Raw genomic sequence first — 19,709 nt, 5'->3', positions numbered from 1 at the left:
GGAGCTATGCTTGGTCTGCTGCCGAAACTGATCGAGCAGCCTGGGCTTGCCGTCCATGTCGTGTTTCTTCTCGAATAGTGTCGCGCTCGCAGTGACTATCTTCAGGAAAACAAGGTCATTACAGAATGACAAGGAACATTCTGCGACATCATATCGTGAGCAAGCGCGACATGATGTCGCCTAATAAAAGGAGCAGTGATGCAGCAACCGCCCAAATCCAAATACGTGCCGGCACTGGGCTTTCACTGGCTTACCCCTTACTACGACGCAGTAGTAGGCTCTACCACGCGAGAACGCATTTTCAAACAAGCGCTCATCAAGCAGGCTCGCATTGAGCCGGGCCATCAGCTGCTTGATCTCGCTTGTGGAACAGGCACATTAGCGATCTGGATCAAACAAAACCAGCCGCAAGCCAACGTAACAGGAGTTGATGGCGATCCTGTCATTCTATCCATTGCGTCTCGCAAGTCACAAAAGGCTAATGTTTCGGTGAAGTTCGACCGTGCGCTGTCCTACAACTTGCCTTACCCAGAGGAGCACTTCGATCGGGTGGTTTCAAGCCTGTTCTTTCACCATCTGTCATGGGAAGCCAAAGAACAGACAGCACAAGAGTTGTTTCGGATTCTCAAGCCAGGTGCAGAACTGCACGTTGCTGACTGGGGACGTGCTAGCAACGCCTTGATGCGGGGGCTATTTTTGTTCATTCAGCTTCTTGACGGCTTCAAAAATACGCAGGACAACGTCTCAGGCAAGCTCATCACACTCTTCGAGCAAGCCGGGTTTGTTGAAGTAACACAGCGGCAAACCTTCGGCACCGTCTACGGAACAATGGCACTCTATAGTGCGGTTAAACCCAGCTAAGGATTTCCAGCGGGTGAAAACGCAGGCCGGTGGTGACGTCGACATCCAGGTCAGCGTGGTGAACCCGGTGTAACCGCCACAACAGCGGCACGGCATGCACCAGGACATGCTGCAGATAGATCACCAGATCCAGCGCGGCCACCGACAGCGACACCGTGGGCCAAAGCGGCCAGCGCAGGACCTGGAACAACCCCAGGCCTGCGCCTCGACAAAGGCCGCCATGCCCGCCGCCGCCGCGGGAAACAGCAAGCGCACCGCCAGACTGTCTACCACCACTAGGCCCAGGTTGGTGGTCCAGCGTCGTGCCCTGGAGACGCTGGGAGCGCGGAATGGCCGGGCGATCTCCCACAGCGCCATCGCCGCCAAAACACCGAAGAAAGCCCCTCAACGCGGCAGCGGCTCGTGCGCCAGAATCCAGCTCGACGCGTTCATTCCGGGCCTCTTGTTACGTCCATAAACTCACACGCGACCTCGCGCCCCACGAAATGCAAGTCGGCAAAGCCGGCGCGGGCCCGCTCGCCGGTGTTGTCGGTATCGGCGGCCACGGCCAGCAGGGTAGCCTGTACGCGCTCCGTGCCGAAGGCCTGCGCCATGTCAGCCAGCACGTTCCGCCGTTCGCTCACCCAGGCCCCGGCCTGCTGTGGCCCCGAGCGCTGGACGATCATCCGAGTGCGGTCGGTGTAGGCGCTAGCGCGGCTCGTTCCCACGGCATAGCGGTTATCCCAGACGTAATTGAGCGCGGCGTCCGGTACCTGGTCGCCATAGAAGCTACGCGCCAGTTCGAGCTTGGCGCGGGTAGCAGGACTCAGGGTCTCGGGCGGCAGGCGGAAGGTGATATAGACGCGCGCCGCATAGTCGTCGCCCTGTTTGGTCATCATATCGGCGTTGTTGAGCGGAGCATCGACCCGCCAGCGCCAGCAAAGCACGGGAGTAAGTTGCAGATCGACGGCCAAGGGGCGCGCCAGCAGGGCCATGCTGGCGTTGGCCTCTGCCTCGACGGCGGCCACCCCGTCCCAGGCGATCACTCGGTAGCGGGTGGGCGGCACTTTTTCATCGAATCGGATCACGCGCCAAGGCGGAGGCGGCGTACTGGCGGATGCGTCGAAACGCCCAACGTAGGTGGTGGCGGTGTCTCGCGCCCTGGCGCCGGTTGCCAGCAGATTCCCACGCAGCGCACCGGCATCGGAGCGATCCACCCGGTGCCCGCGAGGGCTACGGACCTGCGGGTTGTCCGGTGACACTGCGCCCTTGTGCGGCTGAATGAACTCCATCCTCACCCAGCCAGGTTTGCGATAGAAATAGCGTATCACTTGGCGCTCGCCGTCGACCGCAATCGAGCGAACCGTGACCTGATAAGCATTCAGTGCGCGGAAACGGAGTTCGGCCTCGGCCAGCGGATCGGCCATGACGTCACCGAGCAGTACGAAGAACAATATTCCCCATAGCACGCGCTACTCCTGGACCTCCAACACGCCGGCCATGCCTCGCTCGCGATGACTCTTGAAGAGCAACAGCCGGTTTGGGCAATGAAACAGATAATCGCCAGCCGGCAGGGCAAAGCGTAGCGTTTTCGCCTTCTTGCCGAGAGGTACGTCAGCCAGCACCTTGCCGTCCGTCGACTCCAGTACGAACCGGTGGGGGATGACGCCGGGCTCCACCCTCACCGTGATCTCCAGCGACCGGCCCGCCTGCACGACGATATGATCGGGTCGGAAGAAATAACTGCCACCAACGATGACTACCCGCTGCACGTCATCGGCGCCTGCTCTCGTCTGGTAGGGGGTTGCATCCGCCCCGACGGCGCTCGTCACCAACGCGAGCAAGGCGATGGCTATGGCGTCGGCGCACGAATGGGAAAACCGGGAAGGTTTCATTGCAGCGTCTCGGTCACCATCTCCGTGCGTGCGAAAAAGTATTGCGCCGTGAGCAAGGGATTCGCTCGCGAACACGCGGCCAACACCGGCGAAAGCGCCGGTTGTGCAATTGAGCATTTCACGTCTCATGGTCGGTGTGCTCTCCGGGACTATGTTGCCCCGATGCCGAATGCTCCGATCGAGTGTCGAACCCACTATCTAATTCATCAAACACTACATATAGATTTTCGGCCAGAAATTTGGTTCATGGCGCGAGCACTTCGCCTTTCGAGCGGGCACACGATCCTTGCGCTCGATATCGACGAGTCCGCCGAGGCTGAAGCGCGCGTCAAGTGATGAGGGAATAAGCGAAGGGGTGAATCCCAAGATCAGCGCTCTAAGCACTGATCTTGGTGGGGTAACAAGCCTTCAGGAGGCCAACCGGTAGGCATCAAAGGCTGTGGTATCGGTGCTTTTGCATGACAGACGGGCGGTATAGGTGGCCGTAGGGCTGACTGCATCGGGGGCATAACGGCCTATCTCGGCCCCATGATCTCTGCCAGCCCCTGCGCTTGCGGCACCCCTTGCTGCATTTTCAGGCGGCCGTTGTCATCCAGATAGAAAATCGCCGGTGTCGCCATGCCCCCAAGCTCGCTCATCAGCGCAAGGTTGGCGTCGAGTTGCTTCTGGACTTCCGCAGGAATGCTTTCCAGTGCCTTGAGCTTGCTGGCATTGCCGGCGGCTTCATGCTCCTTCAGTGCCGCTTCCGGCTGTTTGGCAGTCAGCAGTGCGGCGGATTTGCCGGCGCTGTCGGCGCGCAGCATGCCGACCATGATGTGGCGCACTTGTACCTTGCCGGATTCGACCCAGGGCCGCGCCTGGTTCCAGAACATGTTGCAGTAGGGACAGTTCGGGTCGGAGAACATGTAGACGATGCGCGGGGCATCGTCGCTGCCATCGGCGATCCAGGTGCTGTTCTCCATGCGCGCCCACATCTCCTTGGCCAGCGGTTCATAAACCAGTTTGTCCAACGGCGCGCGAGTCAGGTCCTCGCCCTGGGCATCGAACAGGGTTCCGATCAGCACATGCTTGCCATCCGCAGTGAGATAGAGCGCTATGCCCTGACCGTTGTAGCGAGCGGCATAACCTCGCAGGCCGCTCGGCGCGTCGAACGGGCCGACGATGGTCGCGCCGCGGGCCACTATTGCCTTGATCGGGGCTGGCAGCTCCTCGGCCTGGGTGACCGCCACGGGCAAGGCCAGCAGGCTCAAGACCGTCAGCAAAATGGGTATGTACTTGAAACGCATCATGGCTCGGTACTCTCTCGCAGATTTTCCAGCGCGCGAGCGAGGCTCGCGCGGGACAGTTCGCCGAGATGGTTGCCGATCTGGCGGCCTTCGGCGTCGTAGAACAGCGTGGTGGGCAGGGTCATGGAGCCGACGTGCTGGCCGAGGCGTCCGCCGCTGTCAAGCAGCACATTCTCCAGATCCAATCCGCCGGCCTCGAGGAGGCGGAGGATTTCGCCGTCGCCCTCGCCTGGTTGACGAACAGAAAGGTCAGTGCCTCTTCCTTGGCCTGAGCCTCGGCGAGCACCGGCATTTCCCGCCGGCAGGGCGGACACCAGGTCGCCCAGAGGTTGATCACTAGAGGCTTGCCAACATAGTCCTGCAGCGCTACTGGAGCGCCGCGGCTATCGCGTAGTACCAGTTCGGGCAGCCGCGTGCCTTGCTCGAAGGCATGCCAGGCGAGATTGCCGAAGCCCCAGCTCAGCACGCCGACCGCCAGCGCCACGCCGAGCGGTTTGCGCAATCCGCGGGCGCGCCAGGCCTGCCAGCCACCCAGCAGCAGCGCCGCGGTCACGCCGGGCCAGGCGATGAAGCCACCGTCGCGAATGTCCACCACCCGCCAGAACTCACCCTGATAGTGCTCGAAATAACCCACCACGAAGGCCAAGCGAGCCACCAATAAGGCAACCAGCAGCAGCCGGAACACCTGCTGTTCGGGGTTGCGTGCGCAGTCCCGACCGAGTCACCAACCGGTCAGTACCGCCAGCAGCAGACTGCCGATTAGCAGCAGGTGGGGTACGGCCAAGGTTAGCGGTCCCAGATTGACGGTCAGCATCAGCCACGCTCCCGGGGCTCGGCCCAACGATTGTGAAAGTCCTCTGCACCCACTTCGCGACTGATCTGCAGGGCACAGCGCTCTATACCGTACGGGCCGATCCACAAGGAGCTTGTCGGTCCTGGAACACGGTAACGGGTCAGCAGTTCGCGCCTGTCGCGCTAAATTTTCGACTTGCCGATTCAGCCGATTACAACCCGCCGTAGGCGAAGTGCGTTAAACACAACCGAAGCAGAGCTCACACTCATGGCCAGAGCCGCAATCATCGGCGACAGCAGATGGCCGGTCAGGGGATAGAGCAAACCTGCCGCCAGCGGTATACCCATGGCGTTGTAGAGGAAGGCGAATCCCAGGTTCTGGCGCATGTTCTTCACGGTGGCCACGGACAACGTCCGCGCGCGCAGAATGCCCATCAGGTCGCCTTTCACCAGGGTCACTTGGGCGCTATTCATCGCGACATCGGTGCCGGTCCCCATGGCGATCCCTACCTCCGCACGCGCCAACGCGGGGGCATCGTTGATGCCATCGCCGGCCATCGCGACTCGCCGGCCATATCCCTGTAGGTTGGCAACCAGCTTCTCCTTGTCCTGGGGTTTCACTTCGCCGTGGACTTCCTCGATGCCCAATTGCTTGGCGACAGCACGTGCCGTTGTGAGGCCATCGCCGGTGGCCATGATGACCTTAACATCCTCCTCCTGTAGCTTGGCCACCGCCTCCTTGGAACTCGGTTTGATTGGATCAGATACCGCCAGGAGGCCGGCCAGCGCACCGTCGACCGCCAGGTACATGATGCTGATGCCTTCAAGTCGGAGCAGCTCAGCACGCTCTCTAAGCGGAGCGATGTCCAACCCCGCGTCTTCCATCAAGGTGGTGTTGCCGAGCTGAAGCTGTTTACCCTCTACCTGGCCGCGGACACCGATGCCTGAGCCGGACTCGAACTCTTCCGGCTTGGTCAGAGCAATCCCCGCCGCCCGCGCGTGATCGACAATCGCATGGGCCAGCGGGTGTTCGCTGCCTTGATCAAGACTCGCAGCCAGGTGTAGCACCTCACGGGAATCGAACTCGGGAGTAGCTTCCACGCTATGAAAGACCGGGCGTCCCTCGGTTAACGTGCCTGTCTTGTCGACGATCAGCGTGTCGATCTTGCACAGATTTTCGATGGCGCTGGCGTCTCTGAACAGCACGCCGCTGCCAGCGGCCTTGCCAGTGGCCACCATGATCGACATAGGCGTTGCTAGACCAAGGGCACAGGGGCAGGCGATGATCAGCACGGCCACCGCGTTGATCAGGCCAAACACCCAGCTGGGTTCGGGACCGAAAAGTCCCCACCCCAAAAAGGTGAGCAAGGCGATCGCGATTACGCCCATCACGAAGTACCCGGCGATGGCGTCTGCCATGCGTTGCATGGGGGCTTTCGAGCGCTGTGCGCGGGCGACCATTTGCACGATCTGCGACAGCACGGTTTCGGCGCCTACCTTCTGCGCCTCCATCACCAGGCTGCCATGGGTGTTGAGCGTGGCCCCGATCAGGGTGTCCCGAGGTCTCTTCATCACCGGCACGGGTTCGCCGGTCAGCATGGACTCATCGACGGCGCTTTCGCCTTCTAGGACGATGCCATCGGCGGGGACCTTTTCACCCGGGCGCACACGCAGATGGTCACCCTGGTGCACATGGGTAAGGGGGATGTCCTCCTCCTGACCATCCGGGTTAATCCGGCGCGCCGTCTTCGGGGCCAGCCCCAGAAGAGACTTGATGGCCGCGGAGGTTTGCGAGCGCGCTTTGAGTTCAAGCATTTGCCCCAATAGGGTCAGGGAAATGATCACCGCGGCCGCTTCGAAGTAGACGCCAATGCGCCCGTCTTGCATGAAGGTTTCGGGGAACACCTGGGGGAACAGGGTCGCAGCGACACTGTAGAGATAGGCGGCCGCTGTCCCGAGTCCGATCAAGGTCCACATGTTCGGGCTGCGCTGACGGATGGATACCACTCCTCGCACAAAGAAGGGCCAGCCAGCCCAAAGGGTCACTGGTGTCGCAATCATCAGCTCGACCCAGTTCTGCGTGGCACCATGGAGGATCGGCAGCGAATGGCCTGCCATCGCCAGAACCGTCACGATCACCGTCAGCGGCAATGACCACCAGAAGCGGCGGGTGAAGTCTCTGAGCTCGGGGTTGTCCTCTTCCTCCAGCTCAGGCATGACGGGCTCCAATGCCATGCCGCATTTGGGGCAGGTGCCAGGCCCCGCCTGGAGAATCTCCGGATGCATCGGGCAGGTGTATTCAGCTGCTCCAATTACCGGTTGTGCAGGCGAATCATGGGCATGGCCTGTGTGATCGGTGCTGTGCTGATGCCTGGCATAGTGCTGGGGTTCAACTCGAAACTTCTCCTGGCACTTCTGGCTGCAGAATTGATACGTCTGTCCCTCGTACTGTTCGCTGAACTGACTGTCGTTACTGACAGCCATGCCGCACACCGGATCGTGCAGCCCCCCATGTTGCTGCTCACCATGATGGGAGTGGTCGTGATCGCACGAAGGGGTGTGCATGGGCTAATGCCTTTTCTCATCCTTGGAAGTTTCTGCTGCAACTCCGTGATGTGCATGAGCCCCATGGTTGTGTCCGAACAAATGCATCAGGGGGCATAGCAGCAGAATCAGGTAGGGCAGAATCTGCGAGATGTGGCCGTAGTGCTCTCGAGCGATGTAGAACACGCCGATGACCACCAGCATGATCAGCGCGATTCCTGCCTTGCTCTTCCACAAGGGTGGGGAGGTGTTAACCGAGTGATGCGGATTCGTCATGATTCAGTACCCATCGGCTGTAACAGCAGGCGTTGCGCTGGTCTTAGCGACTGAGAGTAGACAACGCCCATTGTGATGACTTGATGCACATCAACTCGGTGTTACTTCCCTGTGATCTGGCCGACCATCCCTGATTGGTAAGGGCCAGGAACGTTGCAGGCGAACTCGAGGCCGGCGCTCTGAGTAAATGTCCAGTGGGGAGCAGGGAGAGTGCATTTCCAGTGCTCACGAGTGCACCCTAGACAGTCATTCCTGACAGAGAGCTGAAGCCAAGATTACATTTCTGTAAGTTGCTGGTTGGTTGGCGCTATTCGCTGCAAACTCAAGTCGTCATTCGCTTGAGAACCACCCCCATGAAACTCCTGGTAGCTGAAGACGAGCCGAAAATCGGTACCTATGTGCAACAGGGTCTGAGCGAGGCCGGATTCAATGTTGATAGGGTGACCACCGGAACTGAAGCCCTTCAGCATGCGTTGAGTGAAGCCTATGACCTCTTGATCCTGGACGTCATGATGCCTGGCCTGGATGGCTGGGAAGTGCTGCGGAGGGTTCGTGCGGCGGGCAAAGATGTCCCGGTGCTCTTCCTGACTGCGCGTGACCGGGTGGAAGACCGGGTAAAGGGGCTTGAGCTTGGCGCTGACGACTACCTGATCAAGCCCTTCGCCTTTTCCGAGCTGCTGGCCAGGGTTCGGACCCTCTTGCGTCGGGGTAGCAGTGCCCCGTCCCAGACCCAGATGAAGATCGCTGACCTTGAGGTCGACCTGATGAAGCGCAGAGCCATTCGCGCAGGCACGCGCATCGATCTCACGGCAAAAGAGTTCGCCCTGCTTGAGCTGCTCCTTCGGCGGCGGGGTGAGGTGTTGCCGAAGTCACTGATCGCATCGCAAGTCTGGGACATGAATTTCGACAGCGACACCAACGTCATCGAGGTGGCCGTCAGGCGGCTAAGGGCGAAGATCGATGACGCTTTCGAACTCAAACTGATCCACACCGTCCGCGGAATGGGCTACATGCTCGATACGCCGGAGTCGGCATGAAGAGGCTTTCCCTGACCGCACGCCTGAGCTTGATGTTCATGCTCGCGGTCACTGCGGTGCTGACTGCAGCAGGGCTCAGCTTCAACCATCTCAGCCAACTGCACTTCAAATCACTCGATCAGCACACGCTGGTCGAGAAACTGCAGGCCAGCCAAAGTATTTTGGGGGAGCTGCCTAGCCTTGACGCTTTCGCTGAGGCGAGGCCGCAATTGCAGGCATTGCTTGGGGCGCATCGAGAGCTCACGGCGATCATTCTGGACAGCAACGGCAAGGTATTATTTGCCGATCCGGCACCGGTGAACATTCCCGAGCGGTTCCGTTCCGCCGTAGGCCCACGTGATTGGGAGTGGCAGGACCAAGAGCACATGTTTCGCGGCATGACCGCGCAGGTAGCGGTTACCGGACAGGAGCAGCCCCTGACTGTGATGCTGGTTCTCGATGTCACCCATCACATGTCCTTCTTTGTGACCCTGCAGCGTTGGTTCTGGATAGGCCTGGTAATCAGTGCGTTGGTGAGTGCCGGATTGGGCTGGGTAGTGGCGCGCAGTGGCTTGCGCCCATTGCGACAGGTGACCGCTCTGGCGGCTTCAATGTCGGCCAAGTCGCTCAAGGAGCGCATCCCAATGGCGCCTATTCCTTTGGAGCTACAGCAGCTGGTTTCCTCATTCAACGCCATGCTGGCAAGGCTGGACGAGGCCTTCGTAAGGCTCTCCAACTTTTCCGCCGACATTGCCCATGAGCTGCGTACGCCGGTCAGCAACCTGATGACGCACACGGAGGTAGTTCTTTCCAGAAAGAGAAACATCGAGGACTACGAGGAAAATCTCTACTCGAATCTGGATGACTTGAAGCGCATGTCCCGGATGATCGATGACATGCTGTTCCTGGCCAAGGCGGACAACGGCTTGATCATTCCCGAGCGCAAGCGGATTGCCCTCGAGGAGGTGGTGGACAAGCTGCTGGAGTATTACTACCTGCTGGCTGACGAACGCGGCATTGAGCTGGAGCTGTCTGGTTCCGGAAGTGTTCAAGGCGATGTCCTGATGCTGCATCGCGCCATTTCGAACCTCCTTTCCAATGCACTGCGCTATACCCCGCAGGGTAAAGCCATCAGCGTGCAGATCCGCCAGAACAACCTTTGCACAGTGCTGACCGTGGAAAACCCTGGCGCAACCATCCCTCCCGAGCACCTGGAAAGGCTATTCGACAGGTTCTATCGGGTTGACCCGGCTCGACGCGAAGGCAGCCCCAGTAACGCCGGTTTGGGCCTAGCCATCACCCGTTCTATCGTTGAAGCACACCAAGGCAGGATCTGGTGTACCTCCACCAATGGGCGGACGGCTTTCCATCTGGAGTTTCCCGGTCCAGAGAGCTCAATTCGATGCCGCCGGAGTAAAGCCTGATAGTCGTAGGCATAGCCTGGTAACTGGGTAGAACGCAGTGAAACCCAGCGCTGTCAAAACGCTGGGTTTCGGCCATGGCCTCGAAGTCTGGCGGCAGGATATCCATGCCCAGGGGCGGAACCTCGCGGGCCGCCATGGAATCGCGAAGTTCTGCTTAGCACTGGTTGTTCCCCAGCAGCAGGATGACGCCGACGCCGGTCTCGCGTGCGGCGATGAGCTCTTTGAGTGGCGGGCGGGCTCCTTAGCAGGTGGCTTCCTGCTCGGAGCGGCTTTTAGTTCAAGGAATGCTTTGCTGGCAGATGGGGCTGCTCGTGTTTAGGTGTTTGCGCGAAAAAATGCGGCCGCCCATGCAGCGATTTGGCTGTTATCCACGCGCAGTGTTTCAAGGCTTTCAAGGGCCTTGGCCGATACCTCTTCGGGCAAAAGGGTGCCTCTGAATTTTTCGGCCAGCGCCCGGATATATTCTGGGGTGAATTCTGGGTGGTACTGAACTGAAATTGCGGGGAAGTTGTAACTGAAGACCCCGTTAGGACAATGGGGCGATCCGCCAATGCGTGAGGCCTCAGGCGGCATCTCTGTCACTTGATCCTGATGGAAAATGAAGGATGCGGCTGATTTCGGCACGGCATCGGCCACATACTCATAATGTTGCGCACCTACACCCCAGCCTTCGACCGCTTTGGTCGTCAGTCCGCCATAAGCGTCCGCCATGATCTGGTGACCGAAGCAGATGCCAAAGACGGGTCGGCGAATATCCCGCAGGTTTTGCAAAAATACGCTCAGCTTAAGCATCCAGGCAGTTTTTTCGTAGGCGCTGTACCGAGAGCCGGACAATATATAGCCGTCGAACTCCTCTGGCCTGGGTAGAGGCTCACCCTTCACTGGGGAGATATAAGTGAACTGTGCCTCTGGCAAAAAAGGGGCAAGCCAGCGCTCGATCATTGCGGGATATGATCCAAAAGTTCCGATCAGATCATCGGGGGTCACCCCGTTTTCGAGGATACCTATATTGAGCGGCTTCTTATTCATCTCTCACCCATGACCAATTTATCTATTCAATAGTCACCTCACCGGCTGATTTCAGCCGGTGAGGTATTTAGACTGCCTGCGCCCTACTGAAGTTTGCACGCTCGGACCCTGACGGCCCGAGCGCTGCGGCTCAGCGCGCCCAGCGGCTGGTGTCGTCCAGCGCCTTGGCGAAACGTTCCAGGATCAGGCCGACTTCCTGCTCGCTGACAATCAGCGGCGGGCAGAAGGCGACGGCATCGCCCATGGCGCGGGTGATCATGCCGTGCTCCTGGGCCCTGCCGGCCATGTAGCGGCCGAGGGTGCCGAGTGCCTGGTGCGGCGCCTTGCTCGCGCGATCGCCAACCAGCTCGACCGCGGCGATCAGGCCGCAACCGCGGACCTCGCCAACCAAGGGGTGATCGGCGAAAGCCTGCAGGCCGCCGTGCAGCAGTTTGCCCATCTGCGCCGCATGTTCGACCAGATTGTCCTCTTCGATGATCTTCAGGTTTTCCAGGGCCACGGCGGTGGCCACCGGATGGCCGCTGCCGGTGAAACCATGGCCGAGGGTGCCGAGGGCCTGGCTCTGATCGGCGATGCCCTGGAAGACTCTGTCGTTGAGCAGAATCGCCGCGATCGGCTGGTAGGAAGAGGACAGCTGTTTGGACAGCACCATGATGTCCGGCTGGATGCCAAAGGTCTGGCTGCCGAACATCTGCCCGGTCCTGCCGAAGCCGCAGATGACTTCGTCGGCGATCACCAGGATGTCGTGCTGGCGGCAGACCCGTTGGATTTTTTCCCAGTAGGTGCGTGGCGGCACTATGACGCCGCCGGCGCCCATCAGCGGTTCGCCGATGAAGGCGGCGATGGTTTCCGGGCCTTCGGCGAGAATCTTCTGCTCCAGCTCCGCCGCCAGCCGGTCGGCGAACTGTTCTTCGCTTTCACCGGGCAGCGCGAAGCGGTAGTGGTGCGGGCAACCGACATGCAGGAAGCCCGGCAGCGGCAGGTCGAAACCGCGCTGGTTGCCCGGCAGGCCGGTCAGGCTGGCGCTGGCGACTGTGATGCCGTGGTAGCCGTTGACCCGGCTGATGAACTTCTTCTTGGCCGGTTTACCCAGTGCGTTGTTCAGGTACCAGACCAGCTTGACGACGGTGTCGTTGGCCTCGGAACCGGAGTTGGTGAAGAACACCTTGCTCATCGGCACCGGCGCCATCTCGATCAGCTTCTCGGCCAGCTCGATGCTCGGGCGGTGCGACTTGTGGCTGAACAGGTGGTAGAACGGCAGGGTATGCAACTGCTGCTCGGCGGCCTTGATCAGGCGTTGATTGCTGAAGCCCAGCGCGGCGCTCCACAAACCAGACATGGCCTCGATATAGGCTTTGCCCTGGTCGTCATACACGTAGATGCCTTCGCCACGCTCGATGATCAGCGGGCCGACGTCCTGGTGCAGGCGGGCATTGGTGTAAGGGTGCAGCTGATACTGGATGTCTTTTTCCGGCAGCGAGGAAACTGGCTGGTGCATGGCACGCTCTCGAGTTGAGTGACAAGGCATGGGGTTAGGTTGGCTAGGCGGATTGCCTGGCTTTGCTGAAACCCGGCAAGGCCAGCAGTTGAGCGTCGATCTGTTCGATGATGTAGGCCCCGATCGGCAGTGCGGAGGTCGCCGCCGGTGACGGCGCGTTGCAGACATTGACGCTGCGCTTGGTATTACGGAACAGGAAGTCCTCGATCAGCTTGCCGTCCTTGGACACCGCCTGGGCACGGACCCCGGCCGGGTAGGGTTTGAGGTCTTGCACCCCGAGGCTGGGGCAATACTTGCGCACTTCCTGCAGATAACCGCGCTTGAACAGCGAGTTCTTCATCTCGATCAGGCCGGGGCGCAGGTTGTCCTTGAGCACCTTGAGGATGCCAGGGTCGGTCAGCATGGCGAAGGTGTCGGCCAGGGAGATGTCGCGTTTGCGATAGCCCTCGCGCTTGAGCGCCAGTACCGCATTCGGCCCGACGGTGACGCTGCCGTCGATCATGCGGGTCAGGTGCACGCCGAGGAACGGCATCGACGGGTCCGGGATCGGGTAAATCAGGTGGTTGACGATGCGGTTGTGCTGCTCGGGCAGCAGATAGTATTCGCCGCGGAAGGGGCAAATGCTGAAACCCGGGTCGAGGCCGAGCATGCGCACCATGCGGTCGGCCATCAGCCCTGAGCAGGTGACCATGAAGCGGCCGCTGAATTCGCCGGCCTGGGTTTTCACCAGCATCTCCGTGGGGCGCTCCTCCAGGCCGCTGACCTCGGTACCGTAGCGAATCTCGCCGCCGCACTTCTGGAATTCGCGGGCCATGGCGGCGGTGACCTCGGCGTAATTTACTATGCCGCTGGAGGGCACGAAGATACCGCCTATCCCGCTGATGTTCGGTTCACGCTCACGCAACTGCCCGGCAGATAGCCAGTGCCGCTCCAGGCCATTGGCCGCGGTGCGCTCCCAGAGCGCCTTCATCCGCTGCATTTCCAGCTCGTTGGTCGCCACCAGCAGCTTGCCGCACTCGTCGTAGCGGATGCCGTGCTGGTCGCAGAAGGCCTTGGTGGCCCTATTACCCTCCAGGCAGAACTTGGCCTTCAGGCTGCCGGGCGTGTAATAGACGCCCGCGTGGATCACGCCGCTGTTATGGCCGGTTTGATGCTGCGCCGGCCCGGACTCCTTTTCCAGCAACAGCATCCTGCTGTCGGGATAGGCCTTGATCAGCTGCATGGCCGTGGACATGCCGATGATGCCGCCGCCGATGATGATGAAGTCGTACATGCCGTTGCCTACGCTGTGACAATTAAAGGTGCAAGAGGGCAGGCGCAGCAGCCTGGCGTGCCCTCAGCATGAAGTGGAGTGGGGCAGGCCCGGCTCACTGGCGAGGGTTGCGCAGCACCTTGGCGTGGGTGAAGTAACCACGCTGGCGCATCAGTTCGCGGCGCAGCCCCGGGTGCGCGGTGAAGCGGTCACGTCCGTGCAGCCAGAAATGGTTGTTGATCAAGACGAAGCTGCCGACCGGCACCGGCACCGAGACTTTGCGTTGGCTGGTTTCGAGCGCTTCACAGAGATCGGTCAGCCAGTTGCCTTCCTCGAAATTCCTCGGCTGCACGAACTGGTCGATGTAGCTGATGATCGGCCGGCCCTGGTTGTCATTATCGAACACGGCATGAAACACGTCCTTGTCGACTTTCTTGCTGGGCGGGGCCGTCCAGCGCATTTCACGCCGCGCCAGGGGGTGGCTGCTGAACTTCTGCAGGTGCTCCCAGTCATCCAGGTGCAAGAGCAGGGAGTTGCCGCCTTCCATGTTCTTCTCGTCGATCTTCATCATCAGCACGTAGTCGGTGTCCTGCTCGACGAAGGTGCCATCGGTATGCAGTTCCAACACCCGATGGGGCTGACGCAGGTAGCTGTCGGAGCGGTCGACGTTCTCCACCACAAAGCGCGCGTAGTACTGGCCGCTCATCGCATCGTAGTTGGAGCGGCCAAACAGGTGGGCCACGGCCGTCGCCAGTTTCACCATGTCGTCCGCCTGCTCGACGGCGTCCAGCCCCTGCGCCGAGACCAGCAGGCCGCCGGTAGCGCGATCGACCAGGGTGTTGATCAGCACCGGCTGCAGGCTGCCTTCGCACAACTCATCCAGCAACTTGGCGGCGCGGAAACGCAGGAAGGATTTGTATTCCAGCGCCTGTATTGGCCACTCGGCCATCGCGGCGAGGAAGGCATCCACCGTGCTTTTGGCGAATGTCAGTTGCAACAGACGGGGCGAGTGCTCGGACGGGGCGAGGGTGAAACCCTTGAAGGCCTCCGGCAGCGGCACAACGAGATCTTTGAGGGGAGCGTAACTAGTCATGGCGATTCTCCTAGGCAGGGAGGTGAGCGAATCCAAGGGCTGACGTGAAGCGATAAATCAACTTAATGTCGTCGTAGTTGAAAAATATCTACATTTTTAAAGTGTGTCAATAAAATGTTGGGCTCTGGATGCTAGCGGCTCTTGTCGCTTGATCCGGTATGATGGGCGGGTTACGTGAAAGGACTTGCTCAAATGGATGCACTGATTTCCCGGGAAAATTCTGCTGTGCGCGGCTACGACGTGCTGAAGCGAGACATCATTCGCGGCCTGTTCAAGCCGGGTGAAAAGCTCTTGATGAGCGGCCTGAAGGAGCGCTACGGGCTGGGCGTGGGGCCGCTGCGCGAGGCGCTGTCACAGCTGGTGGCGGAGCGTCTGGTGGTTGCCATCAGCCAACGCGGTTATCGGGTTGCACCTATGTCGCTGAGCGAGTTGGCGGACATCTACGATGCCCGGGCCAACCTGGAAGCCATGCTGCTGACGCTGGCGATTCAGCGCGGTGATGACGCCTGGGAGGCGGAGATCCTGGCGCGGGCGCATACCTTGACCAAGGTCGTGGAAGTCAGAAATGCCGAGGAGATGCTCAGCCTCTGGGATACCCGGCACAAGGCCTTCCACGGGGCCATAGTCGCCGGTTGCGGTTCCGCCCATCTGCTCCAGGTGCGCGCGTCCCTCTTCGATCAGGCCGAGCGCTATCGCCACCTCTGGTTGCAGCACACGGTGTTTTCCGAAGCGGCGCTGCAGGCCAAGCGGCAGGAGCATGCCGTGCTGGTCGAGGCGATTCTGGCGCGCGATGCCGAGCGCGCCAGCCGCATCATGCGCGAGCATTTGCTCGGCCCGGTGCCGATCATCACCGCGCTGATGAAGGCCCAGGGGCTTGCCGGCTGACGGGCTGGCCGGTCCGACTTCCGAGGTGGCCTTGCCGACAGGTCACCTCGGCCTCTGCTAGCCCTCACATGCCAGCATCTTTCCTACCACTCGGCCTACACGCAGCTGCCGCTTGCCGGTGTGCTCTGTTGGGTCCGACAGCCACTTCAGGGAGTGAGTTGCGCCTGTTCGGCTAAGGATTTTTTTGCCGAGACGTTGCGTTCGTGAAATTTACAGGGTAATTTTACATGAAATTATAAAAACATAATTTCACGAGGCCTGTATGTTTCAGCAATCCAGCCAGCACGTCGCCAGCTATTACGCCCAGAGTTGCGCCGATCGCTTGTCGACTCGAACGGCTCTGGACGGCGAACAAAATACCGAGGTGCTGATCATCGGCGCCGGCTTCAGCGGCCTGCACACGGCCTTGCGCCTGGCCCTGGCCGGCAAGCGCGTGACGCTGCTGGAAGCCAGCCGAATCGCCTGGGCGGCCTCGGGGCGCAATGGCGGCCAGGCGATTCTCGGTTGGTCCTGCGATATGCCGCCGCTGGAGGCCGCGCTCGGCTATGAACGCGCACGGCGGTTGTGGGACAGCATGCGCTGGGCCGCCCGGGAGTTGCGCGAACTACCCGCGCGCCACGGCTTCGACTGCGATTACCGCGCCGGCCATCTGTGGACCTCGGTGATGCCGCGCCGAGTCAGCCTGCTGACCGAATGGCAGCACGAGGCCAGCCACAAGTGGGGGCACGACGGCCTGCGCTTCATCCCGCGCGCAGAGTTGCCGCAGTGGGTCGCCAGCGAACGCTATCAGGCGGGCCTGTTCGACCCCGAAGGCGGCCATCTGAACCCGCTGAAATTGGCGCTCGGTCTGGCCGCCGCCATCGAGCGCGCCGGCGGGCGCATCCATGAACAGAGCAGGGCGTTGAGCTATCGCGAAGAAGGCGGTCAATACCTGGTGACCACCGAGCGCGGGCGCATCCGTGCGGATGTGCTGGTGCTGGCCTGCAATGCCTATATCGATCGGCTCGATCCGCAGTTGGCCAGTCGTGTGCTGCCGGTTGGCACCTATCAGGTGGCCACCGCGCCGCTGACGGCAGAGCAGGCGACAGCGCTGCTGCCGAGCAATGTCTGCGTCACCGATAACCAGTTCGTTCTCGATTACTTCCGTCGCACGCCGGATAACCGCCTGCTGTTCGGTGGCGGCTGCACCTATCTGGGCGGCATGCCGAAGGACATCGCGGCGGCGACCCGGCCCTATCTGCAGCGGGTCTTCCCGCAGCTCAAGGACGTCGAGTTGGAGTTTGCCTGGGGTGGGCATATCGACCTTACCCTCAAGCGCACCCCGGACATCGGCCGGCGCGGCGACCTCTACTGGCTGCAGGGCTACTCCGGACATGGCGTGCTACCGACCCTGGCTGGCGCCCGCGCGGTGTCCGCCGCGATTCTCGGTCAGGCGGATGACCTGGCCTTGTACCAAGGGCTGAGCAACGGCAGCTTCCCCGGCGGCAAACACCTGGCAGCCCCATTGGAGGCGGTCGGCAAGGCCTGGTATCGACTGCGTGACAGCATTTGATGAGCAATCTTCTGGAGCTCTTGGCATGAACAAGCAAGAAGAAATCGCCGCTCTGGCGATCCTTATCCACGACCTGCGCAAGCACAAGAAATACACCCTGAAGGAACTGGCCGACAAGATCGGCCGCTCGGTAGGTTTTCTCTCGCAAGTCGAGCGTGGCATATCGCGCCCCACAGTGGCGGATTTGACGGCGATCAGCGAAACCCTCGGGGTGCCGACCACCTATTTCTATAACTTGCCCAAGCCTAAGGAGTTGTCTTGGGTGACCCGGCCGGCTGAGCGACGCACGCTGTATTTCGCCAACGGGATTACCGACATCTTGGTCTCGCCGAAGATGTCGGCCACCTTCTCCATGCTCGAAAGCCAACTGGAGGCCGGCGCCAACAGTGGCGAGCGACACCTGAGCGACAGCTCCGAGCAGGGCGGCTATGTCCTGGAGGGCGAGTTGACGCTGTGGCTGGGCGATGACGAGGAGCCGGTCACCCTGTACCCCGGCGACAGTTTTCAACTGGCCAGCCACACCCGTTGTCGCTACGGCAACCTCACCGAACAGCCCACCCGGGTTCTCTGGGTTTACACCTGATGACACTTACAAAGATCGAAGGAAGAACAACGATGAATGCCGTCTGCTCCGACCTGCTGGCCGAGGTTCGTGCTTTTCGCCAGCGCTACCCCCAGGTGCGCTTCGTCGACCTGATTTGCCTGGATATTCCCGGGCATTTCTATGGCAAGCGCTATCCGGTGGAGATGCTTGAGAAGGTGGCCGCTGGCAGCGCCCTGAAATTGCCGCAGAACTGCGTGCTGCTGGGGGCCCAGGGCGGCCTCTATGAAATCGCCGAGTACTGCTTCCATGACGGCGACCCGGACGCCCCGCGCCGCCTGATTCCCGGCACCTTGAAGCCGGTGACCTGGGAGACGCAGCCCCTCGGGCAGATGCTGATCAGCTCCGATGGCACCCATGAGCCGATCGAGTTTGAGCCGCGCGAAGTGTTGGCCAAGGTGGTCGAGCGTCTGGCGCGCAAGGGCATTCGCCCGGTGGTGGCTTTCGAACTGGAGTTCTACCTGTTCGACAAGGCGCTCCAGGATGGCCTGCCGCAGTTCCCGCGCGACGCGCTTTCGGGGGATGCCGACAACCAGCCGAATATGCATATCGAGCGTCTGTCGCGTTTCAGCGAGGTGCTCGACGATATGACCGAGACTGCCCGCGAGCAGGGCATAGAGACCACGGTGATTACCGCGGAGCTGGGACCGGGGCAGTTTGAGATCAACTTCGCCCACTGCGAGGACCCGCTGCAGGCCGCCGACTGGTCGGCGCTGTTCTGCCGCAGCACCCGCGGGGTGGCGCTCAAGCATGGCCATCGCGCCAGCTTTATGGCCAAGCCTTACCTGCAGTATCCGGGCAGCGGCATGCATATCCACGTCAGCCTGTACGACCAGGGCGGCAATAACCTGCTGGCTCAAGCTGAGCAGCAGCCGCTGCGCCATGCGGTGGCCGGCTGCCTGGAGCTGCTGCCGCAACTGATGCCGATCTACGCGCCGAATCACAACAGTTACCGGCGTTTCGGTGCCATGGTCAACTCGGCGAGCAAGGCCAGCTGGGGTTATGAGGACCGCGACGCCTGTGTGCGCATTCCCGAGTCGGACGAGCGCAACTTGCGCCTGGAATTCCGCCTGCCGGGTGCCGATGCCAACCCCTATCTGGTGCTGGCCGCGCTCTTGGTCAGTATCGAGCAGGGCCTGGAGGCGCGCCGCGAACCCATCGCGCCGCTGAATGACGACCGCGCCAGCGGCATCGATTTCCCCAAGGACATGCTCGAAGCCGTGCGCCAGATGCGCGAGAGCCAAGCGGTCAATACCGGCCTGGGCGAGGAATTCGTCATGGTCTATTGCGAGAACAAACGCCAGGACCATCTGGCCTTCCTCAACGAGATCAATCAGCGCGAATACCGCTGGTATCTGTAAACGGCAGTTCGCGGTTCCCGCGCGTTGGCGTGGATGGGAGCCGCGACCTCTCCCTGGATTTGTTAGGTACTACTGTAGGAATCAAGCATGAGCAAGCAAGCGACTAACCCGCAGACGCTCGAGTGGCAAACCCTGAGCAATGATCACCACCTGGCGCCCTTCAGCGACTACAAACAGCTGAAGGAGAAGGGCCCGCGGATCATCACCAAGGCCGACGGCGTCTATATCTGGGACAGCGAGGGCAACAAGATTCTCGACGGCATGGCCGGGCTCTGGTGCGTGGCGCTGGGTTATGGCCGCGAGGAACTGGTGCAGGCCGCCAGCCAGCAGATGCGCGAACTGCCGTTCTACAACACCTTCTTCAT

General features: G+C 61.0%; 18 protein-coding genes and 2 pseudogenes. 8 read left to right on the top strand and 12 right to left on the bottom strand.

The window, feature by feature from the left end; translation table 11 throughout:
- The first annotated feature begins 198 nt into the window (after positions 1 to 198).
- A complete protein-coding gene (locus FFS13_RS16545) occupies positions 199 to 861 on the top strand; it encodes a class I SAM-dependent methyltransferase (RefSeq protein WP_137820162.1) in 663 nt (220 codons plus the stop codon).
- Here the strand turns inward: FFS13_RS16545 and FFS13_RS19905 are convergent.
- The 8 genes and pseudogenes from FFS13_RS19905 to FFS13_RS20175 form a co-directional block, all read right to left on the bottom strand.
- Positions 848 to 1,051 (bottom strand): sterol desaturase family protein, encoded by a 204-nt coding sequence (locus FFS13_RS19905; protein ID WP_218568632.1) that lies wholly within the window; start codon positions 1,049 to 1,051, stop codon positions 848 to 850. The two genes, FFS13_RS16545 and FFS13_RS19905, sit on opposite strands and share 14 nt — an antisense overlap.
- Before the next feature lie 238 nt (positions 1,052 to 1,289).
- Positions 1,290 to 2,309, bottom strand: coding sequence for a DUF3047 domain-containing protein (locus tag FFS13_RS16535; protein ID WP_218568631.1), 1,020 nt, complete (start codon positions 2,307 to 2,309; stop codon positions 1,290 to 1,292).
- A gap of 3 nt (positions 2,310 to 2,312) precedes the next feature.
- Positions 2,313 to 2,864, bottom strand: a complete 552-nt coding sequence (locus tag FFS13_RS16530) for a cupredoxin domain-containing protein (protein ID WP_218568630.1) — start codon at positions 2,862 to 2,864, stop codon at positions 2,313 to 2,315.
- Between the two features lie 386 nt (positions 2,865 to 3,250).
- Positions 3,251 to 4,024 carry a thiol:disulfide interchange protein DsbG gene (gene dsbG / locus FFS13_RS16525; protein ID WP_137820161.1) on the bottom strand — a complete coding sequence of 258 codons (774 nt, stop codon included), beginning with the start codon at positions 4,022 to 4,024 and terminating at the stop codon, positions 3,251 to 3,253.
- Positions 4,021 to 4,835, bottom strand: a pseudogene (locus FFS13_RS16520) (TlpA family protein disulfide reductase). The gene dsbG and the pseudogene FFS13_RS16520 overlap by 4 nt, the downstream one beginning before the upstream one ends.
- Positions 4,836 to 5,017: 182 nt before the next feature.
- Positions 5,018 to 7,378, bottom strand: coding sequence for a heavy metal translocating P-type ATPase (locus FFS13_RS16515; protein ID WP_137820160.1), 2,361 nt, complete (start codon positions 7,376 to 7,378; stop codon positions 5,018 to 5,020).
- Between the two features lie 3 nt (positions 7,379 to 7,381).
- On the bottom strand, positions 7,382 to 7,633 hold the full coding sequence (locus FFS13_RS16510; protein WP_137820159.1) for a DUF2933 domain-containing protein: 252 nt from the start codon (positions 7,631 to 7,633) through the stop codon (positions 7,382 to 7,384).
- Between the two features lie 101 nt (positions 7,634 to 7,734).
- Positions 7,735 to 7,827 (bottom strand): annotated as a pseudogene (locus FFS13_RS20175) (plastocyanin); the annotation flags it as partial.
- A gap of 159 nt (positions 7,828 to 7,986) precedes the next feature.
- Here FFS13_RS20175 and FFS13_RS16500 point away from each other — a divergent pair.
- Complete coding sequence (locus FFS13_RS16500; protein WP_137820158.1) at positions 7,987 to 8,670, top strand: heavy metal response regulator transcription factor; 684 nt, start codon at positions 7,987 to 7,989, stop codon at positions 8,668 to 8,670.
- Positions 8,667 to 10,073 (top strand): heavy metal sensor histidine kinase, encoded by a 1,407-nt coding sequence (locus tag FFS13_RS16495; RefSeq protein ID WP_137820157.1) that lies wholly within the window; start codon positions 8,667 to 8,669, stop codon positions 10,071 to 10,073. Before FFS13_RS16500 ends, FFS13_RS16495 begins: the two co-directional genes overlap by 4 nt.
- A 315-nt stretch (positions 10,074 to 10,388) precedes the next feature.
- Here FFS13_RS16495 and FFS13_RS16490 read toward each other — a convergent pair whose 3' ends face one another.
- The 4 genes from FFS13_RS16490 to glaH form a co-directional block, all read right to left on the bottom strand.
- The gene (locus FFS13_RS16490; protein ID WP_137820156.1) at positions 10,389 to 11,102 is read right to left on the bottom strand and encodes a type 1 glutamine amidotransferase; all 714 of its coding nucleotides are present in this window, start codon (positions 11,100 to 11,102) and stop codon (positions 10,389 to 10,391) included.
- 130 nt (positions 11,103 to 11,232) lie between these two features.
- Complete coding sequence (locus tag FFS13_RS16485; RefSeq protein ID WP_137820155.1) at positions 11,233 to 12,600, bottom strand: aspartate aminotransferase family protein; 1,368 nt, start codon at positions 12,598 to 12,600, stop codon at positions 11,233 to 11,235.
- Between the two features lie 43 nt (positions 12,601 to 12,643).
- The gene (gene lhgO, locus FFS13_RS16480; RefSeq protein WP_137820154.1) at positions 12,644 to 13,873 is read right to left on the bottom strand and encodes an L-2-hydroxyglutarate oxidase; all 1,230 of its coding nucleotides are present in this window, start codon (positions 13,871 to 13,873) and stop codon (positions 12,644 to 12,646) included.
- A 94-nt stretch (positions 13,874 to 13,967) separates the two neighbouring features.
- Positions 13,968 to 14,945 (bottom strand): glutarate dioxygenase GlaH, encoded by a 978-nt coding sequence (glaH, locus tag FFS13_RS16475; RefSeq protein ID WP_137820153.1) that lies wholly within the window; start codon positions 14,943 to 14,945, stop codon positions 13,968 to 13,970.
- Positions 14,946 to 15,137: 192 nt separating this feature from the next.
- Here glaH and csiR point away from each other — a divergent pair, with 192 nt between their 5' ends.
- From csiR to FFS13_RS16450, 5 genes are all read left to right on the top strand, one after another.
- Positions 15,138 to 15,830 (top strand): DNA-binding transcriptional regulator CsiR, encoded by a 693-nt coding sequence (csiR, locus tag FFS13_RS16470; protein WP_137820152.1) that lies wholly within the window; start codon positions 15,138 to 15,140, stop codon positions 15,828 to 15,830.
- A gap of 262 nt (positions 15,831 to 16,092) precedes the next feature.
- Positions 16,093 to 17,382 carry an FAD-binding oxidoreductase gene (locus FFS13_RS16465; RefSeq protein WP_137820151.1) on the top strand — a complete coding sequence of 430 codons (1,290 nt, stop codon included), beginning with the start codon at positions 16,093 to 16,095 and terminating at the stop codon, positions 17,380 to 17,382.
- A gap of 25 nt (positions 17,383 to 17,407) precedes the next feature.
- A complete protein-coding gene (locus tag FFS13_RS16460; protein ID WP_137820150.1) occupies positions 17,408 to 17,965 on the top strand; it encodes a helix-turn-helix domain-containing protein in 558 nt (185 codons plus the stop codon).
- Between the two features lie 32 nt (positions 17,966 to 17,997).
- Positions 17,998 to 19,344 (top strand): glutamine synthetase family protein, encoded by a 1,347-nt coding sequence (locus tag FFS13_RS16455; protein WP_137820149.1) that lies wholly within the window; start codon positions 17,998 to 18,000, stop codon positions 19,342 to 19,344.
- Between the two features lie 87 nt (positions 19,345 to 19,431).
- Positions 19,432 to 19,709 (top strand): aminotransferase class III-fold pyridoxal phosphate-dependent enzyme (locus FFS13_RS16450; RefSeq protein ID WP_137820148.1); only part of this gene is annotated, 278 nt, incomplete at its 3' end.

The organism is Pseudomonas sp. 2FG, assembly GCF_005502935.1.
In the GTDB taxonomy this organism is placed as follows: Bacteria; Pseudomonadota; Gammaproteobacteria; order Pseudomonadales; family Pseudomonadaceae; genus Aquipseudomonas.
The sequence above is the reverse complement of the archived record's forward strand: the minus strand, read 5'-3'. Positions and strand labels throughout refer to the sequence as shown.

Coding starts and splice junctions, on each gene's coding strand:
- FFS13_RS16545 (WP_137820162.1), top strand. CDS start 199: ATGCAGCAACCGCCCAAATCCAAATACGTGCCGGCACTGGGCTTTCAC.
- FFS13_RS16530 (WP_218568630.1), bottom strand. CDS start 2,864: ATGAGACGTGAAATGCTCAATTGCACAACCGGCGCTTTCGCCGGTGTT.
- dsbG (WP_137820161.1), bottom strand. CDS start 4,024: ATGATGCGTTTCAAGTACATACCCATTTTGCTGACGGTCTTGAGCCTG.
- FFS13_RS16515 (WP_137820160.1), bottom strand. CDS start 7,378: ATGCACACCCCTTCGTGCGATCACGACCACTCCCATCATGGTGAGCAG.
- FFS13_RS16510 (WP_137820159.1), bottom strand. CDS start 7,633: ATGACGAATCCGCATCACTCGGTTAACACCTCCCCACCCTTGTGGAAG.
- FFS13_RS16500 (WP_137820158.1), top strand. CDS start 7,987: ATGAAACTCCTGGTAGCTGAAGACGAGCCGAAAATCGGTACCTATGTG.
- FFS13_RS16495 (WP_137820157.1), top strand. CDS start 8,667: ATGAAGAGGCTTTCCCTGACCGCACGCCTGAGCTTGATGTTCATGCTC.
- FFS13_RS16490 (WP_137820156.1), bottom strand. CDS start 11,102: ATGAATAAGAAGCCGCTCAATATAGGTATCCTCGAAAACGGGGTGACC.
- FFS13_RS16485 (WP_137820155.1), bottom strand. CDS start 12,600: ATGCACCAGCCAGTTTCCTCGCTGCCGGAAAAAGACATCCAGTATCAG.
- lhgO (WP_137820154.1), bottom strand. CDS start 13,873: ATGTACGACTTCATCATCATCGGCGGCGGCATCATCGGCATGTCCACG.
- glaH (WP_137820153.1), bottom strand. CDS start 14,945: ATGACTAGTTACGCTCCCCTCAAAGATCTCGTTGTGCCGCTGCCGGAG.
- csiR (WP_137820152.1), top strand. CDS start 15,138: ATGGATGCACTGATTTCCCGGGAAAATTCTGCTGTGCGCGGCTACGAC.
- FFS13_RS16465 (WP_137820151.1), top strand. CDS start 16,093: ATGTTTCAGCAATCCAGCCAGCACGTCGCCAGCTATTACGCCCAGAGT.
- FFS13_RS16460 (WP_137820150.1), top strand. CDS start 17,408: ATGAACAAGCAAGAAGAAATCGCCGCTCTGGCGATCCTTATCCACGAC.
- FFS13_RS16455 (WP_137820149.1), top strand. CDS start 17,998: ATGAATGCCGTCTGCTCCGACCTGCTGGCCGAGGTTCGTGCTTTTCGC.